Origin of the sequence: Polaribacter sp. (assembly GCF_024639685.1) — a bacterium.
Taxonomy (GTDB): domain Bacteria; phylum Bacteroidota; class Bacteroidia; order Flavobacteriales; family Flavobacteriaceae; genus Polaribacter.
In genome coordinates this window covers 204,539-225,823 of the sequence record NZ_JAHEHX010000019.1, presented here as the reverse complement: position 1 = coordinate 225,823, position 21,285 = coordinate 204,539, and the positions used below count along the sequence as shown (strand labels likewise).

Sequence of the window (21,285 nt, the reverse complement as noted above, 5' to 3'; positions counted from 1 at the left end):
AACAAATATTTTTTTTTTAGGATATGACAAAAATTTAAAATAAATGATTAATAGTTACCAATAATTAAAGAAAATAAATACATTTGTTATAATATATTTACATTTTGATTAAACAACAATTCACAACTACATTTTTAAACTTTACTCATACTAGTATAGTTGTTTTTCTGCGTCGCTCTTTCTCTGAACGCCCTTTGGGTGGTTAATAATTCTTAGGAATTAGGTGTGTCCAATTCCAAACTTCCAATTTTTTTTAAAAACTTTACAAACCTTAACAAATCAATACAATGCAAATTGTTATTGCAAATAAATCGCATATCATTCATGCTAATATCATCTGTGAAACTATAGCAGAAGCTGCTAAAGTAAGAGGTACTGGTATTGCAAAAAGAAAACCTGAATACGTTGCCAAAAAAATGGAAAATGGCAACGCTGTTATTGCTTTAGATAATGGTAAGTTTGCTGGCTTCTGTTATATTGAACAATGGGGGCATGGAAAATTTGTTGCTAATTCTGGTTTAATTGTACATCCTAATTACAGGAATATTGGTTTAGCCAAACAAATAAAAGAAGTCATCTTCCAACATTCTAGAACTAAGTTTCCTGATGCCAAAGTATTTAGTATTACCACAGGTTTAGCTGTTATGAAACTAAATAGCGATTTAGGCTACAAACCAGTTACATTCTCAGAACTTACAGACGACCAATCTTTTTGGGATGGTTGCCAAACTTGCAGAAATTTTGATATTTTAACAAGAACAAATAGAAAAATGTGCATGTGTACAGGAATGCTTTTTGACCCTAAAAAGCAGTCAAAAGAAGAAACCAAAGAAATAAAACAAACCAGATTCGAAAGAATAAAACAGTTTAGACAAAACTTGTTTTTAAAAAAAAAATAAAAAATAATTTAAATGAAAAAATTAGTTATAGCTTATAGTGGTGGTTTAGATACTTCTTACTGTGCAGTAAGTTTAAGTAAAGAGTATGATGTGCATGCTGTAAGTGTAAACACAGGTGGTTTTTCATCTGAAGAAATAAAAAATATAGAAAGTAATGCTTATAAAATGGGTGTTTCTACCTATAAAAATATAAATGCAGTTGCTACTTTTTATAATAAAGTTGTAAAGTATTTAATTTTTGGTAACGTTTTAAAAAATGCTACGTATCCACTTTCTGTAAGTGCTGAAAGAATTATACAAGCTATAGAAATTATAGAATATGCAAAAAGCATAAATGCGGAGTATATTGCTCATGGTAGTACAGGTGCAGGAAATGATCAAGTTCGTTTTGATATGATTTTTCAAACCTTAGCTCCAGGAATTAAAATTATTACACCAATTAGAGATCAAAAACTATCAAGACAAGAAGAAATAGATTATTTAAAGTCTAAAGGAATTGATATGAATTGGGAAAAATCTAAATATTCAGTAAACAAAGGTCTTTGGGGAACAAGTGTTGGTGGTGTAGAAACCCTAAAATCAAAAAAACCTTTACCTAATGAAGCTTATCCTTCTCAACTAAAAAAAGAAGGTAGAGAAAAAGTAACCTTAACATTTAAAAATGGAGAGTTTGTTGCTTTAAATGGTGAACAAAACAAACCAGAAGTAAATATTGAAAATTTAAATGATATTGCTTCTCAATTTGCAATTGGTAGAGATATTCATGTAGGTGATACAATTGTGGGTACAAAAGGTAGAGTTGGTTTTGAAGCTGCAGCTGCATTAATTACAGTAAAAGCACATCATTTATTAGAGAAACATACACTTACAAAATGGCAATTACAACACAAGGAATATTTGTCTAGCTTTTATGGAATGCATTTGCATGAAGGTCAATACTTAGATCCTGTAATGAGAGATACTGAAGCATTTTTACAAAGTTCTCAGAAAATGGTTTCTGGTAATGTTGTGGTTTCTTTAAAACCTTATCACTTCACTTTAGATGGTATTGAATCAGATCACGATTTAATGTCTAGTGCATTTAGTACTTATGGTGAAGAAAATAAAGCTTGGTCTGCAGATGATGCTAAAGGTTTTATAAAGATTTTAGGAAATCAGAACAAAATATATCAACAGGTAAACTTTTAAATGATGTTAGAAATAGGAATTATAGGTGGTGCTGGGTACACTGCAGGTGAATTGATTAGATTATTATTAAATCATCCAGAAACAAACATCAATTTTGTGTACAGTACTTCTAATGCTGGTAACAAATTATACAAAATACATCAAGATTTAATTGGTGCCACAGAAATTAGTTTTACGAGTGAAATAAATGCTGATGTTGATTTACTATTTCTATGTTTAGGTCATGGAAATTCAACTGCATTTTTACAAAAAAACAAGTTTTCTGATCATACAAAAATCATAGATTTAAGTAATGATTTCAGATTACTTGCAGATAAAAAGTTCGAAGGCAAAGAATTTGTTTATGGTTTACCAGAATTAAATAAAGCCGATATTATATCAGCAAAATACATTGCAAATCCTGGTTGTTTTGCTACTGCTTTACAACTAGCAATTTTACCTTTAGCCGCAAATGGACTGTTACAAAATGATGTCCATATAAATGCTGTTACAGGTGCAACTGGAGCAGGAACATCTTTATCTGCAACTACTCATTTTACTTGGAGAGATAATAATTTTTCTCATTACAAGGCTTTTAATCATCAGCATTTAGATGAAATTAATCAAACTGTACATCAGTTGCAAAATGATTTTGATTCAGAAATTAACTTTATGCCAAATAGAGGAGATTTTTCTAGAGGAATTTTCGCAACAACTTACACCAAATTTGAGGGAACTTTAGAAAAAGCTACAGCAATGTATAAAGCATATTATAAAGATGCAGCCTTCACATTTGTGGCAGATCAAAGCATCTTTTTAAAACAAGTAGTCAACACCAATAATTGTTTAATTCAGTTAGAAAAACATAGCAATAAATTACTAATTACAAGTACCATAGATAATTTATTAAAGGGTGCATCTGGAGCAGCCATTCAAAATATGAATTTAATGTACGGTTTTGATGAAACTTTAGGTTTAAATTTAAAAGCAAATTATTTCTAGATCAACAACAAGGGAGCATGCTCCCTTGCTATTAAAGAGAAAACGCAACAGTAAGTATCCCTTTCCTTTGGAAAGGTTAGGATAGGAAAATTATGAAAGTAGCAATTATAGGGGCAGGAAGTTTAGGACAATCAATAGCAAAAGGTTTATTGAAAAATAGAGTTGTTACTTCTTTGTATTTAACAAAAAGAAATACAAAATCTATTACCAGTTTTAATGAGTCTAAAGAGGTTGTTTTAACGTCTGATAATGAAGAAGCAGTAAAAAATTCTGATATTTTAATATTTGCTGTACAACCAAGACATTTAGAAAAAATATTGGTAAACATAAAGCCTCTTTTAAAAGAAAATCAATTAATTATTACAGTAATTACAGGTTTTTCTATTTCTAAAATTGAAGATATTATTGGTGTAGACAAATATATTATACGTTCTATGCCAAATACAGCAGCATCTGTTGGGCAATCTATGACGTGTCTTTCTGCAAACCAAAAAGGGAAAGAGAAAGTAGCAATTGCTAAAACAATTTTTAATAGTTTAGGTGTTTCTATGGAAATACCAGAAGAGCAATTACAAGCAGCAACTGTTATTTGTGCAAGTGGTATTGCTTTTTGGATGCGCTTAATAAGAGCTACAACACAAGGTGCAATTCAGTTAGGTTTTGAAGCCCATGAAGCACATGAATTAGCAATGCAAACCTGTTTTGGAGCTGCTAGTTTGTTAAAAGAATCTGGAAACCATCCAGAAGCAGAAATAGACAGAGTTACCACTCCTGGAGGTTGCACCATAGAAGGTTTAAACGAAATGGAACACCAAGGTTTAAGTTCTTCTCTAATTAAAGGAATTAACACTTCTTTTGATAAAATTAATGAAATTAAAAACTAACTCTAACAAGGGAGCATGCTCCCTTCCTGAAAAAAAAAAATTATGCCATTATTTAACGTTTATCCATTGTACGATGTAACTCCTGTAAAAGCAAAAGGAGTTTTTGTGTATGACGAAAATAAAACCGAATATTTAGATTTATATGGTGGTCATGCAGTAATTTCTATTGGTCATGGGCATCCAAAATATGTAAAAGCAATTAACAAGCAAGTAGAAAAATTAGGTTTTTATTCTAATGCCGTACAAAACCCCATTCAGGTTAAACTAGCAAATAAGTTAGAACAACTTTCTGGTTGTAAAGATTACGAATTATTTTTATGCAGTTCTGGTGCAGAAGCTAATGAAAACGCTTTAAAACTGGCTTCTTTTCAAACAGAAAAATCTAGAGTTGTTGCTTTTAAAAATGGTTTTCATGGGCGTACTTCTGCAGCTGTTGCAGCAACAGATAATAAAAATATTATTGCACCTATTAATGCACAACAAAAAGTTACTATTTTAGATTTAAATGATATAAAAAGCGTAAAAACAGAACTAGAAAAAGGAGATGTTTGTGCTGTTATTGTAGAATTTATACAAGGTGTTGGTGGTTTAGACCAAGCAACTGCTGCATTTTTTGAAGAAGTAGATGTGCTGTGTAAACAAAATAACACCAGGTTTATTGCAGATGAAGTACAATCTGGGTATGGACGTTCAGGTAAATTCTTTGCTTTTCAACATTACAATGTTACCCCAGATATTATTTCTATTGCAAAAGGAATGGGCAATGGTTTTCCTATTGGTGGCATTTTAATTCACCCAAATATTAAGGCAAAATATGGTATGTTAGGTACAACTTTTGGTGGAAATCATTTGGCATGTGCTGCTGGTTTATCAGTTTTAAATGTGATTGAAGAAGAAAACTTAATAGACAATGTAAATGCAATGTATTTGTATTTTATTAGCATTGCAAAAACAATTCCGCAAGTAAAAGTTATCAAAGGAAAAGGATTAATGCTTGGTTTAGAGTTCGATTTTGAAATAAGCGAATTACGTAAAAAACTAATTTACGATTATCATATTTTTACAGGTGGTGCTTCTAATAAAAAAGTGTTAAGAATTTTACCTCCATTAACCATTAGAAAAATACATATAGATCAATTTTTCGAAGCATTAGTATATTCTTTAGGTGAATAATTTAAATATATAGTGAAGTATTTTCTTCAATAAAAATTAAGAAAACAAATTTCTTAAAATAAGTACAAAAAATAATGAATACCTTATTAGCAATAAAAACTAGAAATGCTGTTTTAGTAACCATGGCAACACTTTTAGATAAACATAGAGACGAAATTATAAACGTTAATAAAAAAGATTTAGAAGCGTATAAAGGTGATGATATTTCTATGTTTGATCGTTTAAAAGCAGATTATAAAAAGGTGGATGAAATGATTGCTGCAGCTAAACATTTGGCTTCTCAAGAAGATCCTGTGGGTGTAGAACGTTTTAGTTTTAAGCATAATAATGGTATGCAAGTTTATAATAAAACTGCCTCTTTTGGTACTGTTTTAATTATTTATGAATCTAGACCAGATGTTACTTTAGAAGCTGCAGGAATTGCTTTTAAATCTGGAAATAAAATTCTCTTAAAAGGAGGAAAAGAATCTTTAAATTCTAATTTAAAAATTGTAGAATTATGGCATAAAGCCCTAAAACAGCATAATGCATCTACAGATTGGGTAGAATATTTACAGTTTAATAGAAAAGAAACACAAGCATTTTTAGAAAAATCAACTCAAAAAGTAGATTTAATTGTACCAAGAGGTGGAGAGCGTTTAATTGCTTTTGTAAAGCAGCATGCAACTTGCCCAGTTATAATTAGCGGTAGAGGAAATAATTTTATCTACGTGCACAAAGATGCAGATGCAGCTATGGCACTTGATATTATTTTAAACGGAAAATCTAAAATTTCTGCTTGTAATGCTATTGATAAAATTTTAATTGATGCAAATTTGCCAAATAGAATAGGTTTTGTAAATAATTTAATTGAACAATTAACCATTAAAAATATTGAGGTTTTAAAAGCAAAAAACTTTACTTCGGATGACATTTGGTACGAAGAGTTTTTAGATTACAAAATATTAATTGGCAAGATTACCACTAATGCAGAGGCTATTGCCAAAATAAATAAATATTCTGGTGGGCATTCTTCTGTAATTATTACAAAAAACACAAAAGTTGCAAAAACTTTTATGGAAAACGTAGACACTGCTGCTGTGTATCATAATGCTTCATCAAGATTTACAGATGGTGGACAATTAGGTTTGGGTGGTGAGTTGGCTATAAGCACAGACAAGTTACACCAACGTGGACCTATTGGCTTACAACATTTAGTAACCAATAAATGGTATGTGCATGGAGATGGGCAAATTAGGAGTTAGTTTTTCAGTTGGCAGTTTTCAGTCTAGGTAAACAATAAAAGCTTTGTAATTTAGCGTCTTTGCGAGATTTATAAAACAAAACAAATATTAAAACTTTGCGAGTATAATAAAACAACAATGCAAAAAAAGAAACGTATTTTATTAAAAATTGGTTCTAATACCTTAACAAAAGAAACCAATAATATATCTAGAGGTAAAATTGAAGATATTGCAAATCAGATTGCAAAACTTAAAGATACTTGCGAGTTTATTATTGTAAGTTCTGGTGCTATTGCTGTTGCCAAACAATTTGTAAAATTAGAAAGTAAACAAGAAGACGTTTTTGTAAAACAAGCTTTGGCATCTATTGGGCAACCTCATTTAATAAGAATTTATCAAGAAATTTTTAGAGAATATGGCTTGCTAAGTTCTCAATGTCTTCTTTCTTACTCAGATTTTGAGAAAAAACAAAGCAAAACCAATATCGTAAACACCATTAATGTTTTGGTACAGAATAATTATGTTCCTATTATTAATGAAAATGATACAGTTGCTACAGATGAAATTCAATTTGGAGATAATGATAAATTAGCAGCATTAACAGCAGTTTTATTAGATGTAGATTTATTAATCATTGCCACTAATACAAACGGAATTTACACCAAAGAATCCATTAAAAATAATGCACCAGAAACTATTAACGAAGTTATTAATTTTAATGCTCTAAAAAATGAAGTTGTAAACTCTAAATCTTTTCTTGGTAGTGGTGGTATGGAATCTAAAATTGAAGCCGTTTCTTTAGCAAAAAAAGAAAATATAGAAACATGGATTGTAAATGGTTTAGAAGATAATTTTATTACCAATGCTTTTAATGTTAAAGTAGCGTTTACAAAAATAAAATAATAAGGGGTTTCAACCCCATATAAAAGAAAAAATATGAAAAAGTACACTTCCATAAACGATATAGAAAATATTAATTCTTGGATTAAAGAAGCTAGAGAAATAAAAGCAAATCCGTTAGCAAATATAGCATTAGGCAAAAACAAAACTTTAGGATTGTTGTTTTTCAATTCGAGTTTAAGAACACGTTTAAGCACCCAAAAAGCAGCCTTAAATTTAGGAATGGATCCAATTGTTATGAATGTTTCTGGAGACGCTTGGGGAATTGAATTTGGAGATGGAACAATAATGAATGGAAACACTGCAGAACATATTAAAGAAGCAGCAGCTGTAGTTTCTCAATATTGTAATGTTATTGCTGTAAGAGCCTTTCCTACTTTAACTGATAAGGAGAAAGATGAGACTGAACAAGTATTAAATTCTTTTGTAAAATATGCTAGTGTGCCTGTTGTGAGTATGGAAAGTGCTACTGGTCATCCATTACAAGGATTGACTGATGCTTTAACAATTGCTGAAAACCCCCTAAAAAAGAAACCAAAAGTAGTGTTAAGTTGGGCTCCTCATATTAAAGCATTACCACATGCTGTAGCAAATAGTTTTACACAAGCTATGCAAAAAATGGATGTTGAGTTTGTAATTGCAAACCCAAAAGGATATGATTTAAGCAAAGAGATTACAAAAGACACACCTATTTATAATAATCAAAAAGAGGCTTTTAAGGATGCTGATTTTATCTATGCAAAAAATTGGAGCTCTTATGAATCTTATGGTCAAATTTTAGAGGTTGATGACAATTGGACCATCACAAAAAATAAAATTGTAGATGCTAAATTTATGCATTGCTTACCTGTAAGAAGAAATGTAGTGGTTGAAGATGCTGTTTTAGATTCTGAAAATTCTTTGGTTATAGAACAAGCCAATAACAGAACATATGCTGCTCAATTAGTATTAAAGAAAATATTAGAAAAACTGTAAGATTTTCTAATGCTGAACTTGATTCAGCATATCACAAAAAAAATACAACTCAAAAAAGATACTGAAACAAGTACAGCACTAATGGAAAAACTATCAATCATAAAAATAGGTGGAAATATTATTGAAGATGAAGCTTCTTTAAATACTTTCTTACAGCTTTTTGCCAACCTTAAAGGACATAAAATTTTAGTTCATGGAGGAGGAAAACGTGCAACGCTTATTGCCTCTAAACTAGGTATTACTTCCAAATTAATTGATGGCAGAAGAATTACAGATGCAGAAACTCTAGAAGTAATTACTATGGTTTATGGAGGCTTAGTCAACAAAAATATAGTGGCTAAATTACAAGCTTTACAAGTGGATGCCATTGGTTTAACTGGTGCAGATATCAATAGCATACAGTCTGTTAAAAGACCGGTACAAAAAATTGATTATGGTTATGTAGGTGATGTAAAACAAATTGCATCAAACTCGATAGACAAATTAATTCAAGCCAACTTTACCCCTGTTTTTTGTGCAATTACACATGATAAAAAAGGACAATTATTAAACACGAACGCAGATACTATTGCAAGTACAATAGCTGCAGGAATGAGTAAACATTATGACACATCCATTTACTATTGTTTTGAATTGAATGGTGTTTTACAAGATTTTAATGATAAAGATTCGGTGATTAAAAACATCAATTCAGATACGTATAAAGAGTTATTAGAAAAAGGAGTTATTTCCGTAGGAATGATACCAAAAATAGACAATTGTTTAAATGCACTTCAGAATGGAGTAAAAAAAGTTTATATAGGAAATACTAATATGCTGACAAAAGAAAACAACAATTTCACAACCATTACTTTATAATGATTACTATCGAAAAATTAACAGAAAAAGCGATTTCACTTTTAAAGAACTTAATTGAAACTCAATCTTTTTCCTCAGAAGAGGAACAAACCGCAGTATTAATTGAAGCTTGGTTTGTAGAGTTTGGAATTCCAATTAAACGAACAAAAAATAATGTTTGGGCTACTAATAAACATTTTGAAGACAGCAAGCCAACACTTCTTTTAAACTCACATCATGATACAGTAAAACCCAATTCAGCCTATACAAATGATCCTTTTAAGGCGTTTGTAGAAGGTAATAAATTATATGGTTTAGGTTCTAATGATGCTGGTGGTTGCTTAGTATCATTAATTGCAACATTCACCTATTTTTATAAGCAAGAAAATTTAAAATACAATTTAGTATTAGTTGCTTCTGCAGAAGAAGAAAGTTCAGGTGCTAATGGCTTAAATAGTATGTTACCAATTATACCTCATATAGACGTAGCTATTGTTGGTGAACCTACTTTAATGAATTTAGCTGTGGCTGAAAAAGGTTTGTTAGTTTTTGATGCAGTTGTAAAAGGTACTCCTAGTCATGCTGCACATCCAAATGATAACAATTCAATTTATAATACAATTGAAGTTTTACAATGGTTCAAAGATTTTAAATTCAAAAAAACTTCGAACGCTTTGGGTGATGTAAAAATGACTGTAACACAAGTTAATGCTGGAAAACAACATAATGTAGTTCCTGCACATGTAGATTTAGTGGTAGATGTTCGTGTAAATGATGCCTACTCAAACCAAGAAATTGCAACTATTTTACAAGAACAATCTCCTTGCTCAGAAATTAAGCCTAGAAGTTTAAGACTAAATTCTTCTTCCATATCAACAGATCACGATTTAGTAAAAGCAGGGATTGCTATGGGTAGAGAAACGTATGGCTCTCCTACCCTTTCAGATCAATCTGTATTAACTTGTCAATCTTTAAAACTAGGACCTGGAGATAGTACCCGTTCTCATTCTGCAAATGAATTTATATACGTTTCAGAAATAGAAGAAGGAATTCAGATTTATATTGAACTACTAAATAAAGTAATTGTTTAAAAAAGGAAAAGAAACAAAAAATAAGAAATAAGATAAAAGAGAAGAGACAAGAAACAAGATAAAACACAAGAGTGAGAAGTCTTGAATCTAAATGGGAAACGGTCTTGATTCTTAAGTCTAAACTTTAAAATAAAATTTATAATATGAAACTTTGGGATAAAGGAATTGAAATAGACAAACAGATAGAAAACTTCACTGTTGGTAATGATAGAGAAATAGACATTCATATTGCGAAATATGATGTTCAGGCTTCATTAGCCCATGCAATAATGTTAGAATCAATAAGTATTATTACTGCTGATGAATTAAAAGACCTTAAAAAAGGTTTAAAAGAATTAGCTGATGATATTGAAAATGGAACTTTTGTAATAGAGCCTTCTTTTGAAGATGTACATTCTAAAATTGAATGGGAGTTAACCAATAAATTAGGTGAGGTTGGTAAGAAAATTCATACAGCTCGTTCTAGAAATGATCAGGTTTTAGTAGCTTTACAATTGTATTATAAAGACAACCTAAGGTTGATTAATTCAAAAGTTAAGGTTCTATTTGAAACTCTTCTCAATCTTGCAGAAACTCATAAAGATGCTTTATTACCTGGTTATACGCATTTACAAGTAGCAATGCCGTCTTCTTTCGGATTGTGGTTTTCTGCCTATGCAGAACTGCTAATTGATGATGTGTATGTACTTAATGCAATTTCTAAAGTTGTAGACCAAAATCCATTAGGTTCTGCTGCTGGTTATGGCTCTTCTTTTCCTATTGATAGAGAATTAACTACCCAAGAATTAGAATTTGCAACATTAAAATACAACGTAGTTGCTGCACAATTGAGCAGAGGAAAAAGTGAACGTTCTATAGCATCTGCTTTGGGTGGTTTGTGTAATACAATGGCTCGTTTTGCAATGGATGTTTGTTTATATATGAGTCAGAATTTTGGTTTTATTTCTTTTCCTGATGAGTTAACTACAGGAAGTAGTATTATGCCTCATAAAAAGAATCCAGATGTTTTTGAATTAATTCGTGGAAAATGTAATAAAATCCAAGCTTTGCATTCAGAAATGTTATTAATCACCAATAATTTACCTACAGGTTATCACAGAGATTTTCAGTTATTAAAAGAAAATATCATTGCAGCTTTTGAAGATATAAAAGATATTTTAGACATCTTTAACTACTCAATTCAGCAGGTAATTGTAAAAGATATTGATTTGAATGATGAAAAATATCAATATTTATTTACTGTAGATTCTATCAATAATTTAGTAGTAGAAGGTATGTCTTTTAGAGAAGCCTATCAAAAAATTGGTGGGCAAGTGCAAGAAGGAACGTACAAACCAGATTTAGGAAAACAACATTCTCATGTAGGGAGTATCCATAATTTATCTTTAGATAAAATTAGAGACAAATTTCCTTTAAAATAAACGTTTTATTAAAGCTTTACTAAACAAGCGTATTTGCATATTAGAGAATATTTTTAATTCTTCAGTAAAAGTTGTTTCCTCATCTAAAAATTTTAAAATAAGCTGAGGAGACAGCTTTTTAAACATTCTAGAAAATACAGCAGCTCCCTTTTCATTATGTTTTGATAAAATATCTAATAACAGTAAATCATAGAACCAAAATCGATTGGTTTTTTGAAAAGATTTTAAGGAAGTTTCTTTTTTAAGGTGATGAATTAAAAGCCTTGTTTTCTTGTCTATATTTTTAAAGGTAAAACCAGTACTTGCTTTGCTCCAGCCACCTGCTGTACCAATATAAATAATATTATCTGAATTTGAATTCCAGAACTTGTAAGAAGTCATTGGTATAGCACCTTGCTCCTTTTCAACGATTTCATAATCTGTAATATTTTTTTCTTTTAAATAAGATTTAATAGCATCAGTATAAGTAGTATAATCTAATAACTCTTTAGAAAACAATGTATACTCAAATAAAGCTTCATTTTCAGCATAAGGTAGTATATACATAAATCTAGTATTCCCTTTTTGAGGAATAGTAAAATCCATAAAAGTAGCTGCATTTGTTGTAAAAACAGGTTCTTTAGTTCTTACAAAATATCCTACAAAATGTTGTTGTAATGTAGGATATTTTTGTTGTTTCTGATACGCGTCAGTAAACAAAATACTATTGATTATTTTTTTTGAGTGATATTCATTTTGAGTGGTATAAACAACTCCAAAGCTTTGCTCTTGTTGAATTTCAACAACATTTTCTTCACTAAATTGAATATTCTTTTTTGTGCCAATTGTCTTCCAGATTTTTTTGTAAAAGTCAGAACTCTTAATCATTTTGTACACATAAGGCTCTATAGAAGTTTGCATTGCTTCACTATCTCCTTTGAATATAATATCTTTCCAAAAATGATTTAATATGTCATCCCAATCACCTTTCTTCTTTTCCCAAAAACACCAAGTTTTATCATTATTTGATTTTTTTACTTGATCAAGAATTAGAATTGATTTATTATGAAAATAAGCATCTCTACTCATTCTATATGCTATCATTAGACCTGACGCTCCCCCACCAACAATAATATAATCAAAATTTTTGGAAGCTGAATTCAAAATAAATAAAGTGAGATTAAAATTAAAGCAACAATTCTATTTCTTATACTGCTTAAAATATTTTACAGGTACAAATAACATTCCAAAACATTGGCTATCTTCTTTACCCATATTTTTATGATGAATTTTATGCGCTTTTCTTAATCCTTGCAAATACCAATTATTAGTATTTTTAAACCATTTAAAACGTTGATGAATAAGAACATCATGAACCAAAAAATAAGCAACACCATATAACAGAATTCCAAGACCTATGTAAAGTAAATATGTGTAAATAGAATTACTTCCATAAAAAATAAGAGCCATACTGGGTATAGCAAAAATGACAAAAAATGCATCATTCTTTTCAAATCCGTTGTATTTGGGTTGATGATGATCTTCATGTAAATACCACCCAAAACCATGCATTACGTACTTATGTGTGCACCACGTAATACATTCCATTAACAAAAAAACAGCTATAGTAACTAAAAATAACATATTAGATAATATTCAATTTGTATTTCACATAACTTCTTGCTAACAAATTTATTTTCATCGGATCAGAAATTCTGATTCTTGTATCCATTATTTTTTCTGATGGGACAGCATTCAGTTTTTTTAGTAATCTTCTATAATATCTGTAAGCCATATATACACCAAATTTTGCTTCAACAGGCAATTTCAAAATACCGTGTGTATAAGCGTAATCAAAATCAGCCTCGATTTCATCTATAATTAATTGCTTAGATATAGCATTTAGTTTACCTAAGTCTACATTAGGGAAATAAGATCTATTTAATAGTTCAAAATCATCTTTTAAGTCTCGTAAAAAGTTTACTTTTTGAAATGCTGAGCCCAAACGCATTGCAGCATCTTTTAACTCATTATACTTATTCTCATCACCATCAACAAATACTTTCAAACACATTAAACCAACAACATCTGCAGAGCCATATATGTATTCATCATATTCTTCTTTAGTTTGGTACTGAGTTTTATGCAAATCTGCTTTCATACTTTTAAGAAAGGCTTGAACCATTTCTTCAGGTATTTTGTATCTATTTACAGTTTGCTGAAAAGAATTTAAAATAGGATTTAGACTAATCCCTTGTTCTTTAGACATGTAGTAGTCACGCTCAAAATGAGATAACAATTCTTCTTTATTATAATTATGAAATGTATCTACAATTTCGTCTGCAAAACGAACAAAACCATATATGTTGTATATATCAGCTCTTATTTTAGGTGATAACATATTAACCGCTAAAGAAAACGAAGTACTATAACTTTTTGTAACTAACTTACTACAATCATTAGAAACATTATCAAAAAGTTCTTTCATATTATTTTTGGCTTTTTTTGATTAAATCTGTTGCTATTTTACCTGAAATTAATGCTGGAGGAACTCCTGGCCCTGGAACAGTTAACTGACCTGTAAAAAACAAATTATTTACTTTACTACTTTTAATTTTAGGTCTTAAAAAAGCAGTTTGCAGTAATGTATTTGCCATACCATAAGCGTTGCCTTTATAAGAATTATATTCTTCTTCAAAATCTTTTACACAAAAAGATCTTTTAAAGATAACATTTTTTTTTACTTCTTGATTAGTAATTTCTTCAAATCTATTCATTATTTTGTTAAAATACAACTCACGTAATTCTTCTGTATCCTTAATTCCTGGGGCTAAAGGTATTAAAAAGAAGCCTGCTTCTTTTCCTTCAGGCGCAGAAGTAACATCTGTCATAGAGGTAAAGTTAGCATAAAAAAGTGGTGCTGATGGCCATTTAGGGTTGTCGTAAATTTCTTCTGCATGCCTATCAAAATCAGTATCAAAAAATAGAGTGTGGTGACTTGCATTTTTAATTTTCGTATCAAACCCAACATAAAATAATAATGATGAGGGTGCAAAAGTTTTTTTAGACCAATAACTCTCTGAATATTGTCTCAAATTTTTATCCAATAATGTTTCTGTATGATGATAATCTGCACCGCTTAGCACCAAATTTGTAGCAATTTCTTCTCCATTAACAACTAAGCCTTTTACACTATTGTTAGCGTCTGTAATAATTTTTTCTACGTTTGCATTTTTAGAAAAATCAACACCGAGAGAGGTAGCTAAAGAAACCATACCTTCAATAACTTTATACATTCCTCCTCTTGGATGCCAAGTTCCTAAACCAAAATCAGCATAATTCATGAAATTATAAAAAGCAGGAGTGTTGCTAGGTTTTGCTCCTAAAAATAATACTGGAAATTCTAAAATTTCTATTAATTTTTCATTTTTTATATTTTTTCTAACTTGTTTTCTAATGGTTGAAAAAAATTGTGTTACTCTTGCTATTGTAGTTGAATTTACTAATTCTAAAGGAGAAACTCCAGGTTTATATACCAAATCTTTTATAGCAGTATCATAGTTAGATTTTGCTGAATCTAAAAAGGATTTTAGGTATTTAGAGCTTCCTTTTTCAATACTTTCAAATAATTCATAGATCTCGGGCAACTTATCTGATATTTTTATGGAATCATTTTTACCAAAATAAACTTCATAGCCAGGACTTAATTTATCTAAAGTGTAGTAATCAGAAGGTTTTTTTCCAAAATCAGCAAAAAAACGCTCAAAAACATCTGGCATCCAATACCAAGATGGACCTAAATCAAAAGTGAAACCTTCTTTTTTAAACTGTCTTGCTCTTCCTCCTAACGAATCGTTTTTTTCTAAAACAGTTACGTCATAACCTTCTTTTGATAAATAACAAGATGCTGCCAAAGAGGAAAAACCAGAACCTATAATATAAATTTTTTTATCCATTATATATTTTTTGTTTAGTATACTGTAAAATAAACTAAACATATTAAAAATTAATTGAGTGCCTTAAAGTACCTTTAATAAATCTGGAATAGAATCATAAAGAGCTATGTTATCGTTCAAATTTAAATGCTTAATTTTTGCTATTTTTCTTCCTACAGCAATGAATTGGTTTTTAGTGCTATCCATAACACTATCTATTTCATTAAAATATTCTTCAACTTTATCATCATAAGGTTGAATGGTTAAAGAAGCTATAAAACAAACTTCTCTATCTCCATCTAGAAAATAATTTAAATTATTTAAAGGCAAACTTTGCCCTAAATAAATAGTATGAAAACCTCTCAAAACCAATTCAAAGTTTAAATATAATAAACCTAGCTCATGTATTTCGTTTTCAGGTAAAAATAAAACATATGTCTTATTAGTGTTATTGATACTGTACTGCAGTTTTTCTGTATTTAACTGAATTTTCTGAGCGATTAAATTAGAAATAAAATGCTCGTGTGCAGGCAATAATGTTTCTGTATGCCATAACATACCAATGTGATCTAAAAAAGGAATAAAAACATCTTTAAATATCTCTCTAAAAGTTTTTTTATGTAACAACTTATGATAAGTATTGTTAAAAAGTATTTTATCAAACTGAAACATAGAAACTTTAAATGTATTTATAGCTTCATCATTTGTAGCAAAACTAAACGCTAATTCTCTTGATTTTGAAGTAATGTCATCTTCTGACATTTCAGCAATCTTAGAGATTTTGTGATTATTTTTATTTAATAAAACTATATTTAAAAGTTTGGTTAAATTTTCTGGAGTATAAAGTCTTATATTTGTTTTGGTTCTTTTTGGAGTTAGTAAATTATACCTTTTTTCCCAAATACGAATAGTATGTGCCTTGATTCCAGAAATATTTTCGAGGTCTTTGATCGTGAAATCTTGCTTTATATTGTTCAATTTATTTTAAATTTTATTAAACAAATCTACAAAAAAAAAAGATAAAATATTTTTTAAGAAAAATGTAACATTTTAACTAAAAATGCTTCTTATAATTGACTAAAAAACAAGTGTGCAGAAAAATTTAGAAGAAAAATTTTTATTAGATTTTGAAGCAAATCAAAATATTGCTCATAAAATTTGTAGACTTTACACTACGAATAGAGAGGCTCACAACGATTTGTTTCAAGAAATAACCATTCAACTTTGGAAAAACTATCCGAAGTTTAGAGGTGATTCTAAATTTAGTACTTGGATGTATAGAGTTGCTTTAAATACTGCAATTTCATTATATAGAAAGTCTACAAGAAAGATTAAAACGCAAGACATCAGTGATTTTGCTTATAAGATAAAATCACAAGATTATGATGATACAGAAGAGTTACAATTAAAAGCATTGTATAAAGCTATCCATCAATTAAATGATATTGATAAAGCACTTATTTTCTTATACTTAGAAGATAAACCTTATAAAGAAATCTCTGAAACATTAGGAATAACTTCTGTAAATGCAAGAGTTAAAATGAACAGAGCTAAAGAAAAATTAAAAAACATACTAAACCCATAATGTATGGATGTATTAGATAATTACAAAAAAGCCTGGAAAAATCAACCAGAAGAATCGAATAAACTTTCTAGTGTAGAAATATATAAGATGGCTCAATCAAGATCGTCATCTATTGTAAAATGGATATTTATTGTTGGTGTTCTAGAGTTTATATTGTGGACTGTTGTAAATATTACAATTCCAGATCGTTTTTATAAAATTTACGAAGATTTAAATCTTATGGAATATTTAAATATATTTATGGGATTACACTATGTAATTATTCTAGTTTTTTTATTCCTTTTCTATAGAAATTATAAAAGGGTTTCTCTTTTAGAAAACACCAAAAAATTAATACAAAAAATTCTAAAAATTAGAAAAACTGTAAAATATTATGTTTTTTATAATTTAGCAACAGTCTCTTTAGGTTGTATTATTTTAAATATGTTTATGTTTTCTGACAACAATAAGTTAATGAAGGTAATGAATCCAGATAACTTGGCTTTAGATATACAACAAGTAATTACCATTACTATAATAAGCCAAATAATAGGTTTATTAATTATACTAGTATTACTATGGTTATTTTATAAATTGGTCTATGGTATACTTTTAAGAAAACTTAATAAAAATTATAAAGAGCTTGTAAAGCTTACTTATAATTAATAAAAAAATCCTATATTTTATAAAGGAGTTTTTTTTAGTTTCTATTAATTTTTGAAATTATTCAATTCTTTTAGCAGAATCGTATGCATTTTATCTGTATAATCTAAATGCGTTACAATCCTAATTTTACCCTCACCCATAGGAGTTAGCAGTATATTTTTTTCGGCCATTTTCTCTATAAAATGGTCTGCACCTATTTTATCATCTACATAAAAAATTAAAATATTAGTTTCTACTGGTTCAATTTTAGTGATATAACTGCAACTTTCAAGTACTGTAGCAATTTCTTTTGCTTTTTTATGGTCTTCTGCTAATCTTTCTACATGATGATCTAAAGCATAATTGGCTGCTGCTGCTAAAAAACCAACTTGTCTCATTCCTCCACCTAATAATTTACGTAAACGCAAGGCTTTCTGCATCATTTCCTTTGTTCCAATAAGCATAGAACCAATTGGTGCACCTAATCCTTTAGAGAAACAAATAGATATGGTATCAAACAATTTCCCATATTGTTTTGGAGATTCATTCTTAGCAACTAAAGCATTAAACAATCTTGCACCATCCAGGTGAAATCCTAAGTTATTTTGTTTGGCAACCTTGTGTATCTTTTCTATTTCTCTAAAATCCCAACAAGCACCACCTCCTTTATTTGTTGTATTTTCTAAACAAATTAAACGGGTGTATGGCAAATAAATCTGTGGTTTTGCTGAAGCTATTTCTTCTATTTGAGATGCTGTAAACATTCCTCTTTCACCATTAATCAGCTTACAAGTAACGCCTGAATTAAAAGCAACTCCTCCGCTTTCATAATTGTAAATGTGTGCATATTTATCTGCAATAACTAAATCTCCTGGTTGTGTGTGTAATTTTATTGCAGTTTGATTTGCCATAGTTCCTGAAGGAAAAAACAAAGCATCTTCCATACCAAAAAGCTTAGCTACCTTTTGTTCTAAAGCATTTACAGTAGGGTCCATCTTAAAAACATCATCACCTACATTCGCGCTCATCATAGCTTGCAACATTTCAGGTGTTGGTTTGGTAACTGTATCAGATATTAAGTCTATAATCATTCTAATTTTTTACTATTTAATTAATTTCCAATTGGTGAACCATCTGGAATTTTAGGTGCTGAAGTTTTTTTGAAAGTTTTTGGATTCTTCATAAAATCATCAATCATTTTTACTAAATCTTCATTATATATGCTTTGAACACCACTGCTCTTTTTATTTTGAATAATATTTTTAATTTCATTCAACTTATAACTTGAAATTGCATTCACTTGTTTGTACTGATTTTTATAGGTTGATAAATACATTAGTTCTTCTAAAAACTGAATATTAACAACATTCTGTAATTCTTGGTAATAATTATCTTTATGACTCTTTCTTAAAGTATTCATAACTACAACATCTATTAATTCATCTAAACCTAATTGTGAATCATCTAAACTTTTATGATTGATAAGTCTAGACATTCTTTGCGGATTTAATAAAAGCTTAAACGTCATTTCTGAGGCAGTTTCTACAGCAGAAAACGCATCAAAAGCTACACCTAATTTGCTTTTAAAAGATTCTCTAGATCTTCCATAACCTATTGCTCTTGGAGGAAATAATGCTAATTTTTCTTTCGGAATTGCAATTTCGTCAACCATAACCGTTTTTAATACACTTGCTAATGCTTTTCTTTCTACCTCTCCAGATACTCTTTTTACAATAGTTTGGTTACCTCCTTTTACTGCATAAGAATAATTTAAACCTCCTATTAATTTGGTTGTTGCTTCTGTTTGAAAACGATGTAAAAAATATAGGGGCACAAACACGTCCTCTAAAACAGAATAAGGTTCATTAGTCTTTATATTATCAGCAGAAAAATTACTGATTGCTGTTTTTCTAACCGCTAATAAATTATTTAGTTCATCATATATGTTTCCTCCATTATCCCATAAGTGAGCTGTAGCACTTGCACTTCCTTGTGGTCTTGCATCAGCATCAGATAAGTAACGCATTCCATTTTTAAACCCTGTTGTTAAAATAGTATTTAACACTTCATCTTCATTGGTGTTTTCTGGAAAATCTTGATAAGAATATGCCACTGTTACTTTATCCCAATCTCCAATCTTAGTATCGTAAGCATTAGAAAAATCAATTTTACCATTTTTTAAAGTAAACTTTGGGTGTGGATAATCCATAACTGAAGTTCTTCCATTAGTACTTGCTGCAAAATTATGCGCAAAACCTAAAGTATGCCCAATTTCATGAGCTGATAGTTGTCTAATTCTTGCAATTGCCATTTGCAAAGCAAATTTATCTTCTGCTTTTTTATTCATAAAAGGTGCTTGTAAAGCTTGCGCTATTAAATAATCTTGGCGAACTCGTAGACTTCCTAAACTTACATGTCCTTTTATAATTTCTCCAGTTCTTGGGTCAGAAATACTTGCACCATAACTCCAACCTCTAGTAGATCTATGTACCCATTGCACAACATTATATCTTACATCTAACAAATCTGCACCTTCAGGTAACATTTTAAATTGAAATGCATTCTTGTAACCAGCTGCTTCAAAAGCTTGATTCCACCAACGACCTCCATCTAATAAAGCAGATCTTACAGGTTCAGGCGTTCCCCTGTCTAAATAATAAATTATCGGATCTATAGGTTCAGACATTGCAGCATTCGGATTTTTCTTTGCCAATCTGTGTCTATAAATAAAACGTTTTTCTAAAGATTCATTTACAAGCGTTGAGTAATCTAAATAACTCATTTGATAAGACCCAGATCTAGGATCAAACTTTCTTGGTTTGTAATTATTATCTGGTAATTCTACAAAAGAGTGATGTTGATTTACAGTTACAGCACTAGCATCTGGAGTAACACTTCTTATATTGTAACCTCTTGGAGTACCTTTAAAGGTTAACAACACATCAAACTCAGCGTTTTTAGGAAATGATTTGGTACGTTCTAAATTAAACGCACTTCTACTTTTATCTAAACTATAATTACCTTGATTTTGCCTTGCTAAACTTCTTGCAACACCATGTGCATCTCTCATAAAAAAAGAAGTTGCATCCACTAAATAAATGTCGTCTTTTATTTCTTTTACCACAAAACCATGTAATACAGATTTTGCAAAGGCTTCTTTTACCGAGTTTTTCTCTTCTATATTATCTGTTATAGCTCTATAATCTTGATTGGGTTGAACCATCAAAATTTTATTACCTGCTTTTTTAAAATGCACTACTACTCCACTACCTAACTGGCCTCTATCTAAACCTATGTCGTTAGAACCTATTCCTTCTGATAATGATCTTACATATAAGAAATCAGTATTTAATTGATCGATTTGTAAGTAAATTTTATCGGAATTCTCATCATAATAAAAAGTATAATAACCTGAGTATTTAGTAATTCCTTTTTGTAATTTTTTACCAGTTTTCTCCATAAAAAATTGAGAGTATACTTGCAGAGAGAAAAAAAGAAATAATAATGTAAATAGTACTTTTTTCATGAGATAAATATTTTTATAAAACTATGAAATAAGAAGCAGTTTAAAAACTCGAAATCCTAAAAAA

The 21,285-nt window shown here is 29.6% G+C and carries 20 protein-coding genes; 13 read left to right on the top strand and 7 right to left on the bottom strand.

Going from position 1 to position 21,285, the window contains the following annotated elements; translation table 11 throughout:
• The first annotated feature begins 287 nt into the window (after positions 1-287).
• The 11 genes from Q0L44_RS06990 to argH all read left to right on the top strand — a co-directional run bounded on the left by Q0L44_RS06990 (position 288) and on the right by argH (position 11,572).
• Positions 288-899, top strand: coding sequence for a GNAT family N-acetyltransferase (locus Q0L44_RS06990; protein ID WP_296637052.1), 612 nt, complete (start codon positions 288-290; stop codon positions 897-899).
• Positions 900-911: 12 nt separating this feature from the next.
• Positions 912-2,087: an argininosuccinate synthase domain-containing protein gene (locus Q0L44_RS06985; RefSeq protein ID WP_296637051.1), complete on the top strand. Its 1,176-nt coding sequence runs from the start codon at positions 912-914 to the stop codon at positions 2,085-2,087.
• Positions 2,088-2,090: 3 nt separating this feature from the next.
• Positions 2,091-3,068, top strand: a complete 978-nt coding sequence (gene argC / locus Q0L44_RS06980) for an N-acetyl-gamma-glutamyl-phosphate reductase (RefSeq protein ID WP_296637620.1) — start codon at positions 2,091-2,093, stop codon at positions 3,066-3,068.
• A 92-nt stretch (positions 3,069-3,160) separates the two neighbouring features.
• Positions 3,161-3,952, top strand: coding sequence for a pyrroline-5-carboxylate reductase (proC, locus tag Q0L44_RS06975; RefSeq protein ID WP_296637050.1), 792 nt, complete (start codon positions 3,161-3,163; stop codon positions 3,950-3,952).
• A gap of 42 nt (positions 3,953-3,994) precedes the next feature.
• Positions 3,995-5,125: an aminotransferase class III-fold pyridoxal phosphate-dependent enzyme gene (locus Q0L44_RS06970; RefSeq protein ID WP_296637047.1), complete on the top strand. Its 1,131-nt coding sequence runs from the start codon at positions 3,995-3,997 to the stop codon at positions 5,123-5,125.
• A gap of 74 nt (positions 5,126-5,199) precedes the next feature.
• Positions 5,200-6,369, top strand: a complete 1,170-nt coding sequence (locus tag Q0L44_RS06965; protein ID WP_296637045.1) for a glutamate-5-semialdehyde dehydrogenase — start codon at positions 5,200-5,202, stop codon at positions 6,367-6,369.
• A 117-nt stretch (positions 6,370-6,486) separates the two neighbouring features.
• Positions 6,487-7,251 carry a glutamate 5-kinase gene (gene proB / locus Q0L44_RS06960; RefSeq protein WP_296637044.1) on the top strand — a complete coding sequence of 255 codons (765 nt, stop codon included), beginning with the start codon at positions 6,487-6,489 and terminating at the stop codon, positions 7,249-7,251.
• 33 nt (positions 7,252-7,284) lie between these two features.
• Complete coding sequence (locus Q0L44_RS06955; protein ID WP_296637041.1) at positions 7,285-8,223, top strand: acetylornithine carbamoyltransferase; 939 nt, start codon at positions 7,285-7,287, stop codon at positions 8,221-8,223.
• An 81-nt stretch (positions 8,224-8,304) separates the two neighbouring features.
• The gene (gene argB / locus Q0L44_RS06950; RefSeq protein WP_296637040.1) at positions 8,305-9,081 is read left to right on the top strand and encodes an acetylglutamate kinase; all 777 of its coding nucleotides are present in this window, start codon (positions 8,305-8,307) and stop codon (positions 9,079-9,081) included.
• The gene (locus Q0L44_RS06945) at positions 9,081-10,151 is read left to right on the top strand and encodes a M20 family metallo-hydrolase (protein ID WP_296637038.1); all 1,071 of its coding nucleotides are present in this window, start codon (positions 9,081-9,083) and stop codon (positions 10,149-10,151) included. Before argB ends, Q0L44_RS06945 begins: the two co-directional genes overlap by 1 nt.
• Positions 10,152-10,294: 143 nt before the next feature.
• On the top strand, positions 10,295-11,572 hold the full coding sequence (gene argH / locus Q0L44_RS06940; protein ID WP_296637037.1) for an argininosuccinate lyase: 1,278 nt from the start codon (positions 10,295-10,297) through the stop codon (positions 11,570-11,572).
• Here the strand turns inward: argH and Q0L44_RS06935 are convergent.
• The 5 genes from Q0L44_RS06935 to Q0L44_RS06915 form a co-directional block, all read right to left on the bottom strand.
• Complete coding sequence (locus Q0L44_RS06935) at positions 11,564-12,715, bottom strand: lycopene cyclase family protein (RefSeq protein WP_296637035.1); 1,152 nt, start codon at positions 12,713-12,715, stop codon at positions 11,564-11,566. The genes argH and Q0L44_RS06935 overlap by 9 nt on opposite strands.
• A gap of 36 nt (positions 12,716-12,751) precedes the next feature.
• Complete coding sequence (locus Q0L44_RS06930) at positions 12,752-13,195, bottom strand: sterol desaturase family protein (RefSeq protein ID WP_296637033.1); 444 nt, start codon at positions 13,193-13,195, stop codon at positions 12,752-12,754.
• A 1-nt stretch (position 13,196) separates the two neighbouring features.
• A complete protein-coding gene (locus tag Q0L44_RS06925) occupies positions 13,197-14,039 on the bottom strand; it encodes a phytoene/squalene synthase family protein (protein WP_296637031.1) in 843 nt (280 codons plus the stop codon).
• A 1-nt stretch (position 14,040) separates the two neighbouring features.
• Entirely contained in the window at positions 14,041-15,507 is a 1,467-nt protein-coding gene (locus Q0L44_RS06920) for an oleate hydratase (RefSeq protein WP_296637030.1), read from the bottom strand.
• A gap of 63 nt (positions 15,508-15,570) precedes the next feature.
• Positions 15,571-16,464, bottom strand: a complete 894-nt coding sequence (locus Q0L44_RS06915; protein ID WP_296637028.1) for a MerR family transcriptional regulator — start codon at positions 16,462-16,464, stop codon at positions 15,571-15,573.
• Positions 16,465-16,576: 112 nt separating this feature from the next.
• Between Q0L44_RS06915 and Q0L44_RS06910 the strand changes: the two genes are divergently transcribed.
• Positions 16,577-17,071: an RNA polymerase sigma factor gene (locus Q0L44_RS06910; protein ID WP_296637027.1), complete on the top strand. Its 495-nt coding sequence runs from the start codon at positions 16,577-16,579 to the stop codon at positions 17,069-17,071.
• A 3-nt stretch (positions 17,072-17,074) separates the two neighbouring features.
• Positions 17,075-17,716 (top strand): hypothetical protein, encoded by a 642-nt coding sequence (locus tag Q0L44_RS06905; RefSeq protein ID WP_296637025.1) that lies wholly within the window; start codon positions 17,075-17,077, stop codon positions 17,714-17,716.
• Between the two features lie 44 nt (positions 17,717-17,760).
• Here Q0L44_RS06905 and Q0L44_RS06900 read toward each other — a convergent pair whose 3' ends face one another.
• Together Q0L44_RS06900 and Q0L44_RS06895 are read right to left on the bottom strand one after the other, a co-directional pair.
• Entirely contained in the window at positions 17,761-18,786 is a 1,026-nt protein-coding gene (locus tag Q0L44_RS06900) for a GntG family PLP-dependent aldolase (protein WP_296637024.1), read from the bottom strand.
• 20 nt (positions 18,787-18,806) lie between these two features.
• Positions 18,807-21,221 carry a zinc-dependent metalloprotease gene (locus tag Q0L44_RS06895; protein ID WP_296637022.1) on the bottom strand — a complete coding sequence of 805 codons (2,415 nt, stop codon included), beginning with the start codon at positions 21,219-21,221 and terminating at the stop codon, positions 18,807-18,809.
• Between the last annotated feature and the right edge of the window lie 64 nt (positions 21,222-21,285).